The following is a 15,957-nucleotide window of genomic DNA, read 5'->3' as shown; positions in this document are numbered from 1 at the left end:
TAAAGATCTACATCTCAAATTCTCATTTCAGCGTTCGAATCAGCGTTAGTATCAGCGTTTAATCCGCTTCTACGCCATATTATAACAAACTTTTATCAAAAAAACAAAAAGCCCCAAATAAATACAAGAGGGGCTTTGTTAATATAATTATTATTCAAAAAAGAAATCTTGGCTATCCGATGTTTCCAAATTAGTTAAATTAGATAAGGCATTCTTCTCAGCAATTACGAATTTAATCTTTTTTAATGTTCTAAAGTAAAATGTTGGAGCAAATGGTCTGTTTTTAGTCTTAACATCTAAAGGATTTGGAATTGGGTTTTTCGGCTGTCTAACTAAATAGTTTCTAATCTTAAATTTTAGAGTATGAGTTGTTTTGTTTTGATAAATTCGGTATGGCCCTCGCCATATTCCATCTCGATCTTTAATAAATAGTCTTAGATTCTTTTCTTTAATATTCGTCTTGTTTAATTTTGTTTTTGAATATCTTACTGAAACTCTGAAATTAATATGTTTGTTAACATTTTTCTGATAGGCTTTTTTGACTGTGCCGATGTTTGATAATAGCTTGAGATATCCTGGATAGCTGTTTTTCTTTGTGAAACCATTTAGATGTTTTTTCTTGTTTCTAATTAATTTGATGTATAAATCTTTGATTGTTTTCTGTTTTGGCAGAAGATAAAAAAGAAGATCTACATTGTTTTGTTGGCTTTGATAGGTTTGATTTAAAACTGCATCTTTAAGATTAATTTTTTCGTTAAAAGGAATAACTGTCAAAATTGTATCAGTACCTGAAGCTGACCAATCAGAAGTATTTCCAGCTTTATCAATAGCTTGAACTCTGAAATACCAAGTGCCATCAGCCAAAGCAATTGAATGAGTAAAAGAATTTGTTGTTGAAGTTGAGATATTTAAATCACAACCAATAAAGCTTGAATTATCACACCATTGTACATTGTAAGCTGGATCACCTAGTCCTGAAGTTGCATCTGTTGATGCTGTCCATGTCCATTCTGGCTTGTTGTTGTTTGTTAACGAAGATGTTGAAGGAGTACCTGGAATTGATGGAGGTACTGTGTCAATTTGGACTAAATAGCTGCTGTAGTTTGTTGACGGATCATTATCTAAATTAACAGCTATGGTATGAATATACCATTGACCATCAGATGAAATTGTTACTGTAAAAATACCGTCAGCATCAAATGTACCAGCTAAGACTTCTGCTTTAGTTGGTGTTGCATTTTGATTGACAAGATAATAGTAATTAGTAGTTGAAGATCCATTAGATGACAATGACATATTGACTGTTGTATTTGAATACCAAGATGATTGCGATGGATGAGATGATGATGTAAATATTGGATCTGGTGGAAGAACATATTCATAAGCTCCCATATCATAATATGGTACTGCTCCTGCTCCGGTGTTTGCTACGTCTGGATCATCGTATCTTTGCTTGCCGGCATAATCTGTGGTGATACTTGTATCGTAGGCAGAATCAATTGCAGGAGAATCTGACTGAAGAGAAAAATCAGTTGGCGGATTATTTAATTTTGGATCAAGCTGAAGAGAATGAGTGCCTGGAGTAAGACCACTGAAATTGGCTGTAGTTGCGCCATATACATCGTTATAATCCTCAGTAATAGTACCAGAAGTTTTCTGAAACCCAATATCGAAACCATAAATTATGTTATTTTTTACATCTAGAGTCGGTCCAACAACGTTCAGACCAGACCCTATATGCCCTGCACTATAAATAGTATTATTATATAGCGAATATGTTCCTGTTTCTGACAAATAAACAAGAGCAAGAGTACCATTAGTTGTATGAGAAAAAAGATTATTATACATTACAACCTGAGCACTTCCTACATTTGCAACTGATGATTTCATATTATCTTGAGCAATACTATTTCTAATAGTACCAGTACTTGTTTCGTGAAAAGAAAAACCATCGCCTGCGCCTGACTGGCCGACTAGGCCATTAGAATTTGCAATACAATTATTAAATGTTAAATCAGTCCAAGCATTATGAATATTAAATCCATCACCATCATTGCTTGAAGCGTTTGTAGATAAAACGGAGCTAGTGCTTCCGGTACTGGCGAATGCTAATCCATTTCCATCATTGCTGTTAAATTCGCTTTCTTCAATAGTAATATTACTTAAAGAACTGGATGAAGTATTTAGATATAATCCGTCATAGTCTGCAGTAGAGCCATTGGAGTTGGCAGTCAAACCATGTATATCATAATTTGAACCACTCCCTCCCAAGTACACACCATATCCGTTATTACTTGAAGCAGTAACATCAGTTATCGTCAGATCATTTACAACTGATGATGCGGTTTGTATGCCTTGTGCACTATGGTTGCTGAATACTGAATTTAGGATGTCAATGCCATTCCATGTTCCTGCGCTAATGTAGATTCCTCTTGTTCCAGTACCTGAATTTTCAGTTACTCCATCAATGGTAATATTTGTTCCGCCGCCAGTTACACTATATAATGCTATTCCTGTTCCGGTATAATTCGATATTTCAGTAGAAGTAATAGAGATATCAGCAAAAGTACCAGTAATAATATTTATACCTGTAGCTCCGCCAGAAATAGTTACATTATTGATAGTAATATTTGTAGCACTATCATAGATAAAAAATTGATCGGTGGTTCCATTCTGTACAGTTAAATCTTGGTAAGTTATATAAGACATATTGGTTCTTGCATCAATAGCACGATTATTACCAGTTGCATTAATAATTGGCTTATTTCCATCTCCATAAGCGCCAAAAGTCAAAATATTTCCAGCAGTCCCAGTAACATCAACATCTAAATATCCTGTAAAAGTTTCGCCTCGTTTAAAATAAACAAAATCACCAGCTTTTATTGTGGCAGAATCCATTGAAGTATTTACTTTAGTTATTGTCTTCCATGGTGTACTAACTGAAGTCCCATTATTTGTATCTAATCCACCTGTTGCATCAACATAATATGTAGTCGAAGCGGCATTTACCCTTACCGTCATAAACAAACAAACTCCCAAAACAAAAAAAAGACTCAAAAGAATCTTGCATTTTGAAATACTAAAAAAACCTACTTTTTCAAGAATTCGATCTTGATTTTTTCCTGCTCGTTTCGAAAACATTTTTGTTTTATTATCCTATCTTTAGATAACCTAAGTATACCATGTCTAGAATAAAATATTATCCACAAAAAACTAATTCTTATCCAAATATCCTTGTAAAATCTCTCTTGCAGCCAATTGATGCTCATCAACATCACTACCTAATTTTTTAGCCCCAAAAGATGTCAATCTTTCATCTTCAAGAATAATTTTGATATTAATTTCTTTACCTAATCTTTCTGCAAAATACTCAGTCTTTTTAGTTTGATCTGTTTTTTGTCCTGACATATTTAATGGCAATCCAACAACAATCTCCTCTATATTTTCATTTTTAACAATTTCTTTTAAATCGTTAATTAATTTATTTAAACCATTATTTTCCAAACTTAAAAAAGGCAAAGCTATTTTGTTTTGATCATCACCTTTTGCTAAACCAATGTGTTTACTGCCAAAATCTATTGCTAGAATATTCATGCTTAAAATTTCTAATTTTAAATTTCTAATTTCTATTGAATTTCTAATGCATTAATTTTCAAACCTATTTTTATCGTCGATGTTTAGAAATTAATTCATTAATAATTTAATAAAAATTAGAAATTAGAAATTGAAAATTATTGCTGAGTTAAAATCTCATATCCATCCTCAGTAACAGCAACAGTATGTTCAAAGTGCGCTGACAACTCTCCATCAGCAGTCATAATTGACCAGCCATTAACACCTTGCTTTATTCTCCAATCACCGACATTGACCATAGGTTCAATTGCCAAAACCATTCCTTTTTTCATAATTGGTCCTACACCTTCTCTGCCATAATTTAAAATTTGTGGAGGCTCATGAACTTCCTTTCCTACACCATGACCAGTCAAATCACGCACAACGGAAAATCCATTAGCTTCAGCATATCGCGAAACTGCTTGTCCAATATCTCCGATATGCCCATCAGGACGCACTTGATCAATACCTTTATATAATGAAGCTTCAGTAACTTTAATTAATTTTTCAGCCAAAGGCGTCATCTTTCCAACACCAAAACTAATTGCGCTATCAGTATATAAATTCTTATATCTCAACCCAAAATCTAAACTAACCAAATCTCCTTCTTTAATTATTCTGTCGCCAGGAGGACAATGTACAATTTCATCATTCAAAGACAGACAAACAGTTGCCGGATAACCTCGATATCCCATAAAAGCAGGTTTAGCGCCAAATTTTTCGCACAGCAAATTTATTCTAGCATCCAATCCTTTTGTAAGATATCCAGGTCTTGATATTTCATCTTTCAAAATTTCCATAATTCGAGCCAGCTTTCTTCCACCTTCATGAATTATTTCAATTTCTTCGTCTGTCTTTATAATGATTTTAGACATAGTACTTTAAAAACTTTATAACTTTATAACTTTAAAAACTATGATAATATATTTTTAAGCCTTCCAACAATATCCTTATGTACAATCTCAATTGGTCGCTCACCATTAATTTCCTCCAAAACTCCACGTTTCTTATATTCCAAAATTGCTGGCTCCACTTTTTCATGAGCCCATTTTAATCTCTCTTGAATTTTTTCTGGATTATCATCGCTGCGATGTTCTAATTTACCACCACATTTTGGACAATTTAAATCCTTTGAATCAGCAGGCAAAACATTTTTACAACCTACACAAATCCTTCTTTGAGTTAATCTTTTCATTGCCTCTTCATCAGAAATTTTAATATTAAAAACAACAATTTCTTTATTTAAATCCATTGCTTTTAAAATTTCGTCTAAATCAAAAACTTGCTGGCTCGTTCTTGGATAGCCATCTAAAACAATCGTTTTTTCATGATCATTTTCTATTAATACTTTTTTAATCAGCTCTTTAACCATCAAATCAGGCACCAATTTTCCTTCTTTATGAATAATTATATCAATTTCCTTGCCTAAATCAGTCTGTTTTTTTACTTCTGAACGCAAAATTCCGCCCATCTCAATATAATTAAAGCCAAATTCATTGCTAATCATTTTTGCTTGAGTGCCTTTTCCAGAACCAGATGGTCCCATAAATAATATCAATAATTGTTTTTGCATAAAAAATTCTTATTCTTAAAAAAGAAGGTATTAAAACCTTCAGTATATTATTATCTAAATTATTTAATCCTTTTCAAAACAAAATTCTTAATCTTTAAAGCTGCTTCAAAAGCCTTCTCTGCATCTTTAAAATCAAAATCAGGAAAATCACCTGGATAACGGGTTGCAACATAAAAATCACTCAAAAACTTAGCTTCTTTCATTATATCATCAAAACTTCGATCAATCTCCCGACATAAATTTATTAATTTATCCAAAAGATGAATCCTAGGAAATTCATTTTTCTTATAAACCAAATATCCTTTCAAACATTTTTCAGCAATTTGTTGACTCAGAAAACAAACCGTACTCGGTGCTCCTTCCTGATCATTCAAAATATCTCTAGCCGAAAGTTCATCTTCTTCAGCTTTTCTAAACCATTCTGGAAATAATTTTTCTTTATCTTTCCTATCACTTTTCATAAAGATATTTTCCCTTTTTTATTATATTGTCATAAAAGAAATCCCCCATGTCCAACCTTTTTTTAATTTCTTCTGGCGTATGTATTAAAACATCAATCGCTAATTCACCATCAATTATATCTCTCACTTTCATATTTTCCTCAAAAAATCCTTCCTTACCACTTTTTTTATTCTTTTTTATAATCATTAAATCAAAATCGCTGTCTTCTGTCGGCTTACCCCAAGCATACGATCCAAAAAGAATAATCTTTTCAGGAGCATAATTCTTAACAATTCTTTTTGTAATCACTTCTAGTTCTTTTAACTTTTTTTGTTTACTCATAAAATTATAATTAACTTCACTTCTAATATAGCATTCCCAAAAAAAATAGACAAGAAAAAAGAAGGCTTCCACCTTCATTATTTAAAAATATTAGAGATTCATTAGTCGTATTAGAGATTAAAAATTTTGGATTGCAAAATTTTTAATTTAGAGAAATCAATAGAAGCTTTCATAGTCTCTCATCACCATTTCTGATTCAATTTGTCTGACAGTTTCAATTACAACACTTACGACAATCAAAATTCCAGTACCGCCAATTACTAATGATGGCACATCAAATGCTGCTTTCATTATGAAAGGCAAAACTGCAACAAGGCCCAAGAAAAATGAACCAGCTAAAGTAATTCTAGTCATCGTCTTATTCAAATATTCTCTTGTATGAGTACCAGGTCTAATTCCTGGAATAAATCCACCTTGTTTTTGCAAATGTTCAGAAATTTGTTTTGGATCAAAAGTAACTGCAGTATAAAAATAAGTAAAGAAAATAACCATTACAAAATATATTGCGCCGTAAAACAAATTATTATTAAATAAATCAGCAACATTCTGTGCAATATCTTTAACCATCGCATTATTTACATTAACCAAAAAGTTAGCAATCATGCCTGGCAACAACATTAATGACATCGCAAATATGATTGGAATAACGCCAGCTTGATTAACTTTCAATGGCAAATGTGAAGATGTTCCACCATACATTTTCATTCCTCGAACTCTTCTCGCATAATTAACAGGAATATTTCTTTGTCCTTCTGTTATAAAAACAATACCAGCAATAACCACAACTGCTACAACTGCGAAAATAACTAGTTCAATTACCTTCGATTGCTCAAAATTTACAAACGTTTGCTGAAGTGCCATAGGTATTGCTGAAACTATACCAGCAAAGATAATTAATGAAACACCATTTCCAATTCCTTTTTCAGTTATCAATTCGCCTAACCACATCAAAAATATCGTTCCAGCAGTCAATGTCACAATCATTGTTACTAATTTAAAAGGATCCAAATCACCTAAAATATTTTGACCTGATTTTTGTAACAACACAATCATTGAATAAGATTGCAAAGCAGCTAAAGGAATTGTTAACCATCTAGTGATTTGATTCATTTTTCTTCTGCCATCTTCACCTTCTTCTTTTTGCATTTTTTCCAAAGCAGGAACAACCATCACTAATAGCTGCATAATAATCGAAGATGTAATGTAAGGACCAACGCCCATCGCAACAATTGAAAAGTTTTCCATGCCACCACCAGTAAACATGTTTAATAAACCAAAAATTTGATTGCCTTCAAAAAAACTTTTTAATGCAGCTGCATCAACACCAGGAACTGGAATATGAGCTGCAAGTCTAAACACAATTAAAAGAGAAACTGCGAAAAAAATTTTCTTTCGTAGTTCTTTTATTTTAAAAATTTGGGCTATCTTCTCAAACATGCGTATAAAAATATAAAAAACTAAAAATTTAAAAACTTACAACTCAACTTGCATAACTAGTCGATTTTTTAATATCCGAATTTCCAAATATCTCAATATCTAATATTCAATATTTTACTTTTTTACTTTATTTTGTAATCTAGTCTTTTTATCTTTAACAGTCTTAATTTTTTTCTTTTCAATAACTTTAATACTGCCACCGACTTTTTCAATTTTTTCTTTTGCAGATTTTGAAAAATAATCAGCAGAAACATTCAATTTTTTCTTTAAATCACCATCACCTAAAATCTTTACTTGCATCTTAGCAGATTTAATTAATCCAGCTTCAGACATGGCTTTCTTATCAATAGTATCATTATCTTTGAAATTCTTTTCCAAATTTAAAACATTAATAATTTCACATTTATCTGACAAACTCTTGAATCCTCTTTTCTTAGGAATTTGCATATACAAAGGAGTTCTACCGCCTTCAAAACTTGGGCGTCTGCTATAACCTGATCTAGCCTTTTGACCTTTGCAACCTCTTCCAGAAAAAATTCCATGACCTGAACCAATTCCACGTCCAACAATCTTTCTTTTCTTTGTAGATCCTTTTGCTGGTTTTAATTCGTATAATTTCATCGTAGTTAATTAGTTGTATTAGTTTATTAGGTAATTAGGTTTCAAATCTCCTAATATCTAATATCTAATTTCAAATATCTTAATATCTATTTTTTAACAGTTTTAACCGGTTTCTTAACTTCAGCTACTTTCTTTACTTCTTTAACCTCGACCTTCTTTTCTTCACGTTTCTTGCCAACTAAATCTTCAACCTTTTTACCTCTAGCTTCTGCAATCTCTTCCGGTTTTCTCAATCCTTTTAAAGCAATCAAAGTTGCCATTGCATTATTCGGAGTATTATTTGAACCATATTGCTTTGCTGTAATATTTCTGATACCAGCTAAATCCATAACTGTACGAACAGCTCCGCCAGCAATAACGCCAGTACCAGCTTTCGCAGGCTTCAAAAATACTTTTGCACCACAATATTTTACCCAAACTTCGTGTGGAATAGTGTTATCAACAATAGAAACTTTAATCATATTTTTCTTTGCAATAGCTACTGCTTTTCCAATTGCAGTTGATACATCTCCGCCTTTACCCATTCCCATACCTACCATACCTTTTTTGTTACCCATAACAATTGTTGCTCTAAATCTAAAACGACGTCCACCAGCAACAATTCTAGTAACTCTAGCAATATCAACTAATTGTTGATCAAATTCATTTTTATCTCTTCCAAATTTTCTATTATTTCTAGCCATTTATTTAATTCAGTAATTAAGTAATTTATAATTCGCAATTTAGTTATTTTGTTATTTCTAATTTTGTTATTAGAACTTGAGTCCACCTTTCCTTGCACCATCCGCAAGCGATTTTACACGTCCTGCATATTTATATCCACCTCTATCAAAAACAGCTTCTGTAATATTTTTTTCTATCGCTTTCTTTGCAATCAATTTACCAACTTCAAAAGCTATTTCGCCTTTTTTCTTTTTCATATCCTTTAATTCAGAGTCTTTTCCTGCCAATAAAGTCTTACCAGCATTATCATCAATTAATTGAGCATAAATATGTTTATTACTTCGAAATACAGCTAATCTAGGCTTTGTTGAAAAACCTTTCATTCTCGCTCTTATTCTTTTATGTCTTCTTGTTCTAAGTAATTTCTTATTCATATATTAAACCACAATTAATTAATTATACACGCTATTTGAAAACTAATTCGCATTCATTCGAAAATTAATTCGAGTGAGGCACTATTTACCGCCTTCAGAAGCAACAGCCTTTTTACCTTCTTTTCTAATAATATGTTCACCAAGATAATGTATGCCTTTTCCTTTGTATGGCTCAGGCTTCTTAAATTCTCTAATCTCAGCTGCAGCTTGACCTACTAATTGCTTATCAATTCCAGAAACAGTTATTAAATTTTTCTTGACATCAAATTTAATACCTTCTGGTGCTTTATATTCAATCGGATGAGAAAAACCTAACTTCATGACTAATTTATCACCATTGACTTGAACATTAAAACCAACGCCTTCCACTTCCAATTTCTTTTCAAATCCTGTAGTTACTCCAATAATCATATTATTAATAATTGATCTCGTAACACCCCAAAGATTTCGATTAACTGCTTTTTTTACTACAACTTTCACTTCTTTACCATCACTAGTAATATCAACTTTTGGATTAAAAGAAAACTGTAACTGATTTTTTTCTTTTTTTACAGTAATAGTATTATCAACAATTTTTACTTCAACTCCAGCTGGAATTTGAATCGGCAATTTTCCAATTCTTGACATATAGTTATTAGCGTTAATTAGCTACGATTAAAATATTTCACAAATTAATTCTCCGCCTAGATTTCTTTTTCGAGCAGCTTTTCCTGTCATAATACCCATTGATGTCGAAACAATAGATGTACCCAAGCCACCTAGAATCTTCTTAATCTCTTTACTACCAACATAAATTCTTTGTCCAGGTGTACTTTTTCTCTCAATTTTCTGAATTATCGGCTGTCCATTTTCTAAATATTTCAAAACAATTTTCAAGAATTTATTTTTTTCCAAAATTGCAAAATCAACGATATAGCCTTCTTCTTTCAAAATCTTTGCAAGTGCAAGTTTTACCTTTGAAAAAGGTAAACTAATTTCAGACTTTTTTACAGCCTGTGCATTTCTAATTTGCGTTAACATGTCTGCGATAGGATCTACCATATGTTTAGTACTTTATAACTTTAAAAACTTTATAACTTTAAAACTACCATGATGCCTTTCTTACTCCAGGAATTTCACCTTTACTAGCAAGCTCTCTAAAACAAATTCTGCACATTCCATAGCGTCTCATATATCCATGTTTTCGGCCGCACAATTCACATCGTCTTACAATACGAGTCGAATATTTAGGTTTCTTTTTTGCTTTTGCGATTAATGCCAGTCGTGCCATAAAATTATTTAAAAATATATTTATTTAGATTCTTTTTTTGAAACCGCTGGTTTTGCTTTAACAGCAGGTGCTGAACCAGCTACTGTTTGCTTCTTTTTCATTGCGTCGTATCTCTTCATAACTGCTTCTTTTTTGCTAACTTCTTTTAATTCTTCTTCTTTTGCTCTTTCACCACGTTTTCTGAACAAGAATCCGAAAGCCTTTAATAATTCTAATCCTTCTTCATCAGTATTAGCAGTTGTACAAATAGTCACTTCCAATCCATGAACTTTTTCGATTTCGTCAGCTTTTATTTCTGGAAACACAATCTGTTCTTTGATACCGATATTATAGTTTCCTCTTCCATCAAAAGCTTCTGGAGATAATCCTTGAAAATCTCTAAATCGAGGCAAAGCAACATTAACAAACTTATTCATAAATTCATACATTCTAGCACCACGCATCGTTACAGCCAAACCAACTACTTGCATTTCTTTAATACCAAATCCAGCTATTGATTTTGCAGCACGAGTCTTAACAGGAGCCTGCCCGCTGATTCTTTTCAGATTATCAATCATTATATCAATTAATTTTGGATCTTTCAAGGTCTTTCCTGCACCAATATTCAAAACGATCTTAGAAACCTTTGGGATCTCATTAACATTTTTGTAACCAAACTTCTCCTTCATAAAAGGCACAATCTTCTCATTATATTTTTTTTGTAGTTCTGTCATTACTTTATAACTTTAAAAACTTTATTAACTTTATAACTTAGATAGTTTCCTTGCATTTCTTGCAAATTCTAAATTTTTTCTTTTCTTCACCAATCTTCACTCCAGTTCTAACAGCCTTATTACATTTTGGGCATTTAAACAAAACATTAGAAATATTAATCGGCATATCTTTTTGAACTTTCTGACCTTTCTTATCTTGCCTTTTTGATTTAGCATGCTTTGCCATCTTATTAACATTCTCAACAATAATTTTACCTTTTTTTGGCAAAACCGAAAGCACCTTGCCAACCTTGCCTTTGTCTTTACCAGATATTACTAATACATTGTCGCCTTTCTTTATCGTCATTTGATTTCCTAATTAATAATTACTTTATAATACCTCAACAGCTAATGAAATAATTTTCGTAAAATCACCTTTTCTCAATTCACGAGCTACTGGACCAAAAATTCTAGTACCTCTTGGCTCTTTGTCTTCAATAATAACTGCAGCATTTTCATCAAATCTAATATATGTTCCATCTTCTCGACGCAATTCTTTACTTTGTCTAACAACAACAGCTTTTACTACTTCTTTGTTCTTCACAACTCCACCAGGAATAGCATCTAATACAACAGCTGTAATTGTATCGCCAATTCTTGCGTATCTTCTTTTAAATCCTCTGTGTACTCTAATACAACGGATTATCTTTGCTCCGGTGTTATCAGCAACTTTCAATTTTGTTTGAGTCTGTATCATAATTAACTCTTAACTCTTAACTCTTAACAATTAACTACTATGTCTGTTAACTGTTAATTGTTAAAAGTTAACTGTTGATAATTTTCTTTAATCTATAATGTTTATCTGAACTAATTGGTCTGCATTGTTCAATCAATACAACATCGCCAACTTTAGCTTTATTATCTAAATCATGAGCCTTTACCTTCAAGGAAATATAGTATCTTTTTTTATAAATAGGGTGTGCCTTAATTCTTTCAACTTCAACAACAATGGTTTTATCCATCTTATCAGATACAACTGTGCCTCTCAATTGGCGTGGCATTTTTTTCTTATCTAAATTTTTTTCCATAATATTTAAATTTAATATCAGTTTATTTAACATTTATCTGTGTATCTGTGTGAGATTTGTCTTTCATTTGTGTCAAATCTGTAGCGCTTATCAATAATCTTTCTTTCATTACTGTTAAAACTTTTGCAATATCTTTCTTAAATAAAGAAATCTCTTTTACATTCTTATGCTGATTCGAAGCAATCTTAAATCTAACTTCACGTAGGCTTTCTCTCTTTTCAGCCAACATTTTTACAAGCTCTTTATCCTTTTTTTCTCTAATTTCTTTAACTTTCATATTTATAAACTTTAAAACTTTAGTACAGACGAAGCAATGCTTCGTCTCTAACTTATAACTCAACTATAAATTTAGTCTTAACTGGCAATTTATTTGCTGCTAATCTCAAAGCTTCACGAGCAACTTTTTCCGTAACTCCATCCATTTCAAACAAAATTTTTCCTGGCGCAACAGAAACAACAAAATGATCAACTGCACCTTTGCCTTTACCCATTGGAGTTTCAGCTCCTTTTGTAGTTACTGGTTTATCAGGAAATATTCTAATCCAAACTTTTCCACCACGTTGAATAAATCTTGTCATTGCACGTCTTGATGCTTCAATTTGTCTAGCTGTCAGCCATTTTCCTTCCATAGCTTTCAAACCAAACATACCAAAACTTAATTGACTTCCGCGAACTTCAATTCTCTTATTGCTTCCTTTTTGCCATTTCCTATGTTTTACTTTTTTCGGCATTAACATATATTCGAAATTAAGTTATGTAAAATTATTTCTGGAAAACTTCACCCTTATAAATCCAAACCTTGACTCCGATTGCACCCATAGTTGTCTGTGCTACTCTTTTAGCAAAATCGATATTAGCTCTTAATGTATGCAAAGGTAATTTTCCTTCTGCAACCCATTCGCGTCTAGACATTTCTGATCCATCCAATCTTCCAGCAACCATAATTTTGCAACCTTTAACATTTCTATTCTGCATTGTTCTCTCTAAAGCTCTTTTTATAACTCTTCTAAAAGAAATTCTTTTTTCCAATTGTTCTGCAATCAATACGCCAACTGTTGCAGCATCAGCTTCTGGTTCTCTTATTTCCTTAATATTAATATCAATCTTGATTCCAGAACCAACACTCTTTGCAATTTCTTTTTTCATATCTTCAATTTCTGTTCCACCACGACCAATTATAATTCCAGGTCTTGAAGAATGCAATGTAAAAATTATTGATTGTGCTGTTCTTTCAATTTCAACTATTGATAAAGCTGCATTTTTCAATCTTTCAAAAATCATCTTTCTTAATTTTACATCACTAATCAAATAATTCTTGTATTTCTGATTATCTGAAAACCACTTCGATGACCAAGTCTGTAACCCACCTATTCTGAAACTAATTGGACTAATTTTATGTCCCATATGTTTACTTGAAAAATATATAAATTATTAACTTTTAAATCAATACACATCAGCGTTAGAAATCAGCGTGTATCAGCTTCTACATAGCCTTTCTTTGAAAAATCTTGTTTCCTCCGCCTGATTTTCTTCCAAACAATCCTCGTTTCTGATCATTATTTTTGCCCCACTTCTTTTCTGTCTTAACTTTCTTTTCTTGCTTTTCTTCTGCTTTCACTTCTTGTTTTTTAACCTTTTTAGCTTTCTTTCCTTTAATCTTTTCTTCTAATTCTATTTCAATATGGCTTGTTCTTCTTCGAATTGTATAAGCTCTGCCGAAAGCTCGAGGACGAAATCTCTTCAAAGTCGGTGCTTCATTAACAAAAGTTTTAGAGATAAATAGATTATCTTTTTCCATATTAAAATTATTGATTGCATTGCTCGTAGCTGACAATAATAATTTTAAAACTAAATCAGAAGATTTCTTATTCAAAAATCTCAATTGATTCTCAGCATCAATAACATCCAAACCACGAATTAGATCAATAACTAATTTCGCTTTTCTTGGTGCAATATGTAAATGTCTTAATGTTGCTTTAACTGGCATATTTAAAATAATTATTCTTTAACTTCCTTTTTTTCGCCACCTTCTTGTGCAGCTGCTAATTTTTGTGATTCAGCTGCTTGAGCTGCTGCTGCTTCTTCCTTAGCAATTCTACCACCATGAACTTCAAATCTTCTTGTTGGTGAAAATTCACCAAGTCTATGTCCAACCATTTCTTCTGTAACAAAAACTGGAATATGTTCCTTTCCATTGTGAACTCCGATAGTAAAACCAACCATTTCCGGAAAAATAGTTGAAGATCTAGACCATGTCTTAATAATAGTCTTATCTCCTTGTCTCAATTTCTTCAATTTCTTCAAAAGTTTTGGATCGCACCACAAACCTTTCTTTAGACTTCGTGACATAATATATATAACTTAGTATCTTGTAAATTATTTTCTTCTTCTTAAAATCAGCTTATCTGATAATTTATGAGGTTTTCTAGTCTTAACACCAAATGCTGGCTTGCCCCATCTTGTCTTTGGATGAATCATACCAATTGAATTTCTACCTTCACCACCACCATGTGGATGATCTTTTGGATTCATCGCCTTACCTCTTACTTCTGGTCTTCTTCCCATTTTTCTAGATCTTCCAGCGCTTCCAATCATAACATTACCATGATCAATGTTGCTAACTCTACCAACTGTCGCACAAGAATCAATCAAAATATTTCTTACTTCTCCTGAAGGAAATTTCAATTGAGCAAACTTGCCTTCAATTGCTAAAAGCTGTGCAGCAGAACCAGCGCTTCTAACCATTTGTCCGCCTTTATTTGGCGCAAATTCAACTTCTGAAACAAAAGTGCCTGTAGGAATATATTTTAAAGGATATCTATTTCCAATATTTGCTTCAAGTTTTTTCAAAGAACTCTTAACTTTATCTCCAACTTTCAAATTTTCTTGAGCTAAAATATATGATTTTGTACCATCAGAATATTGTACTAATGCAACAAAAGCAGATCTATTTGGATCATATTCTAAACTTTTAACTTCACCTTCAACATCATAATTTGATCTTCTAAAATCAATCATTCTGTATTGTCTCTTGCTTGCTCCACCACGATGTCGAACAGTAATTTTACCACGATGATTTCTACCACTATGTTTTTGCAAAGCAACAATCAAACCCTTTTCTGGTTCTTTTTTAGTTAACATTGAAAAATCAACGGTCGTGATATATCGTCTTGATGGTGTTACTGGTTTGTAAGTCTTAATTGGCATATTTAAATTAAATTTTCAATAATCAATTTTCAATAAATTTTCATTTTACAATTTTCGAAAAAATAATTGAAAATTGAAAATTGGTAATTGAAAATTATTTATTATACTCCTTCGTAAATCTGAATACTTTTTCCTGCTGGCAATGTTACTATAGCCTTCTTTTTATCAGATGTTTGACCAATTGTTCTGCCATATCGTCTTGATTTTCCAGCTAAATTTATGACATTAACTTTTATTGGTTTAATACCATAAACTGCAAAAATTGCTCTTGCGATTTCTTTCTTAGAAGCAGCTCTCTTTACTTGAAATACATATTTATTAGAAATATTCAAATCTGCACCTTTTTCTGAAACTACTGGTTTCAATAAAAACTTGTGAGCAGCACTATAAATATTTACAGCTTTTTTTGATTTAACTTCTTTTTTCACTCCTAAATCTTTCTTCTTAGCTGAAGTTTCTTTCTTAGTATCTTTTTTCTTTCCTTTGAATACATCTAGCAACGCCATAAATTTATTTCCAATAGAAAGTAAAATGTAGTAAGTAGTAAGTTCTGCTTTCTACCTGCTACTTTCTACAT

Annotated in this window: 23 protein-coding genes and 1 pseudogene; all 24 read right to left on the bottom strand. The window is 31.9% G+C overall.

Going from position 1 to position 15,957, the window contains the following annotated elements; all coding sequences use genetic code 11:
- Window positions 1–150: 150 nt before the first annotated feature.
- Complete coding sequence (locus WC663_04680; GenBank protein MFA6296626.1) at window positions 151–3,141, bottom strand: right-handed parallel beta-helix repeat-containing protein; 2,991 nt, start codon at window positions 3,139–3,141, stop codon at window positions 151–153.
- Window positions 3,142–3,213: 72 nt separating this feature from the next.
- Entirely contained in the window at window positions 3,214–3,594 is a 381-nt protein-coding gene (gene ruvX / locus WC663_04675) for a Holliday junction resolvase RuvX (GenBank protein ID MFA6296625.1), read from the bottom strand.
- Window positions 3,595–3,731: 137 nt separating this feature from the next.
- Window positions 3,732–4,487 carry a type I methionyl aminopeptidase gene (gene map / locus WC663_04670; protein ID MFA6296624.1) on the bottom strand — a complete coding sequence of 252 codons (756 nt, stop codon included), beginning with the start codon at window positions 4,485–4,487 and terminating at the stop codon, window positions 3,732–3,734.
- Between the two features lie 38 nt (window positions 4,488–4,525).
- Entirely contained in the window at window positions 4,526–5,185 is a 660-nt protein-coding gene (locus WC663_04665) for a nucleoside monophosphate kinase (protein MFA6296623.1), read from the bottom strand.
- A gap of 59 nt (window positions 5,186–5,244) precedes the next feature.
- Complete coding sequence (locus tag WC663_04660; GenBank protein ID MFA6296622.1) at window positions 5,245–5,646, bottom strand: HEPN domain-containing protein; 402 nt, start codon at window positions 5,644–5,646, stop codon at window positions 5,245–5,247.
- Window positions 5,636–5,968 (bottom strand): nucleotidyltransferase domain-containing protein, encoded by a 333-nt coding sequence (locus WC663_04655; protein MFA6296621.1) that lies wholly within the window; start codon window positions 5,966–5,968, stop codon window positions 5,636–5,638. The genes WC663_04660 and WC663_04655 overlap by 11 nt, the downstream gene beginning before the upstream one ends.
- A gap of 156 nt (window positions 5,969–6,124) precedes the next feature.
- A complete protein-coding gene (secY, locus tag WC663_04650; GenBank protein MFA6296620.1) occupies window positions 6,125–7,405 on the bottom strand; it encodes a preprotein translocase subunit SecY in 1,281 nt (426 codons plus the stop codon).
- Between the two features lie 114 nt (window positions 7,406–7,519).
- On the bottom strand, window positions 7,520–8,026 hold the full coding sequence (rplO, locus tag WC663_04645) for a 50S ribosomal protein L15 (GenBank protein MFA6296619.1): 507 nt from the start codon (window positions 8,024–8,026) through the stop codon (window positions 7,520–7,522).
- 86 nt (window positions 8,027–8,112) lie between these two features.
- Window positions 8,113–8,709, bottom strand: coding sequence for a 30S ribosomal protein S5 (gene rpsE, locus WC663_04640; protein ID MFA6296618.1), 597 nt, complete (start codon window positions 8,707–8,709; stop codon window positions 8,113–8,115).
- A gap of 69 nt (window positions 8,710–8,778) precedes the next feature.
- Window positions 8,779–9,123: a 50S ribosomal protein L18 gene (gene rplR / locus WC663_04635; protein ID MFA6296617.1), complete on the bottom strand. Its 345-nt coding sequence runs from the start codon at window positions 9,121–9,123 to the stop codon at window positions 8,779–8,781.
- 81 nt (window positions 9,124–9,204) lie between these two features.
- Entirely contained in the window at window positions 9,205–9,750 is a 546-nt protein-coding gene (rplF, locus tag WC663_04630) for a 50S ribosomal protein L6 (GenBank protein MFA6296616.1), read from the bottom strand.
- A 27-nt stretch (window positions 9,751–9,777) separates the two neighbouring features.
- On the bottom strand, window positions 9,778–10,164 hold the full coding sequence (gene rpsH, locus WC663_04625) for a 30S ribosomal protein S8 (GenBank protein MFA6296615.1): 387 nt from the start codon (window positions 10,162–10,164) through the stop codon (window positions 9,778–9,780).
- Between the two features lie 43 nt (window positions 10,165–10,207).
- Window positions 10,208–10,393 (bottom strand): type Z 30S ribosomal protein S14, encoded by a 186-nt coding sequence (locus tag WC663_04620; GenBank protein MFA6296614.1) that lies wholly within the window; start codon window positions 10,391–10,393, stop codon window positions 10,208–10,210.
- 179 nt (window positions 10,394–10,572) lie between these two features.
- Window positions 10,573–11,106 (bottom strand): annotated as a pseudogene (gene rplE / locus WC663_04615) (50S ribosomal protein L5).
- 37 nt (window positions 11,107–11,143) lie between these two features.
- Window positions 11,144–11,452 carry a 50S ribosomal protein L24 gene (rplX, locus tag WC663_04610; GenBank protein ID MFA6296613.1) on the bottom strand — a complete coding sequence of 103 codons (309 nt, stop codon included), beginning with the start codon at window positions 11,450–11,452 and terminating at the stop codon, window positions 11,144–11,146.
- A 24-nt stretch (window positions 11,453–11,476) separates the two neighbouring features.
- Window positions 11,477–11,842 carry a 50S ribosomal protein L14 gene (gene rplN / locus WC663_04605; GenBank protein ID MFA6296612.1) on the bottom strand — a complete coding sequence of 122 codons (366 nt, stop codon included), beginning with the start codon at window positions 11,840–11,842 and terminating at the stop codon, window positions 11,477–11,479.
- Window positions 11,843–11,909: 67 nt separating this feature from the next.
- A complete protein-coding gene (gene rpsQ / locus WC663_04600; GenBank protein ID MFA6296611.1) occupies window positions 11,910–12,173 on the bottom strand; it encodes a 30S ribosomal protein S17 in 264 nt (87 codons plus the stop codon).
- A 22-nt stretch (window positions 12,174–12,195) separates the two neighbouring features.
- Window positions 12,196–12,450, bottom strand: a complete 255-nt coding sequence (gene rpmC, locus WC663_04595; protein ID MFA6296610.1) for a 50S ribosomal protein L29 — start codon at window positions 12,448–12,450, stop codon at window positions 12,196–12,198.
- A gap of 52 nt (window positions 12,451–12,502) precedes the next feature.
- Complete coding sequence (rplP, locus tag WC663_04590; protein MFA6296609.1) at window positions 12,503–12,910, bottom strand: 50S ribosomal protein L16; 408 nt, start codon at window positions 12,908–12,910, stop codon at window positions 12,503–12,505.
- A gap of 25 nt (window positions 12,911–12,935) precedes the next feature.
- A complete protein-coding gene (gene rpsC / locus WC663_04585; protein ID MFA6296608.1) occupies window positions 12,936–13,577 on the bottom strand; it encodes a 30S ribosomal protein S3 in 642 nt (213 codons plus the stop codon).
- Between the two features lie 79 nt (window positions 13,578–13,656).
- Entirely contained in the window at window positions 13,657–14,160 is a 504-nt protein-coding gene (rplV, locus tag WC663_04580) for a 50S ribosomal protein L22 (GenBank protein MFA6296607.1), read from the bottom strand.
- 11 nt (window positions 14,161–14,171) lie between these two features.
- The gene (gene rpsS / locus WC663_04575) at window positions 14,172–14,522 is read right to left on the bottom strand and encodes a 30S ribosomal protein S19 (GenBank protein ID MFA6296606.1); all 351 of its coding nucleotides are present in this window, start codon (window positions 14,520–14,522) and stop codon (window positions 14,172–14,174) included.
- A 27-nt stretch (window positions 14,523–14,549) separates the two neighbouring features.
- A complete protein-coding gene (gene rplB / locus WC663_04570; GenBank protein MFA6296605.1) occupies window positions 14,550–15,380 on the bottom strand; it encodes a 50S ribosomal protein L2 in 831 nt (276 codons plus the stop codon).
- A gap of 101 nt (window positions 15,381–15,481) precedes the next feature.
- A complete protein-coding gene (gene rplW / locus WC663_04565) occupies window positions 15,482–15,886 on the bottom strand; it encodes a 50S ribosomal protein L23 (GenBank protein ID MFA6296604.1) in 405 nt (134 codons plus the stop codon).
- Window positions 15,887–15,957: the final 71 nt, after the last annotated feature.

Source organism: Patescibacteria group bacterium (assembly GCA_041662665.1).
Taxonomy (GTDB): Bacteria; Patescibacteriota; JABMPQ01; order JABMPQ01; family JAQVVF01; genus JAQVVF01.
This window is presented reverse-complemented; position numbering and strand designations above follow the sequence as displayed.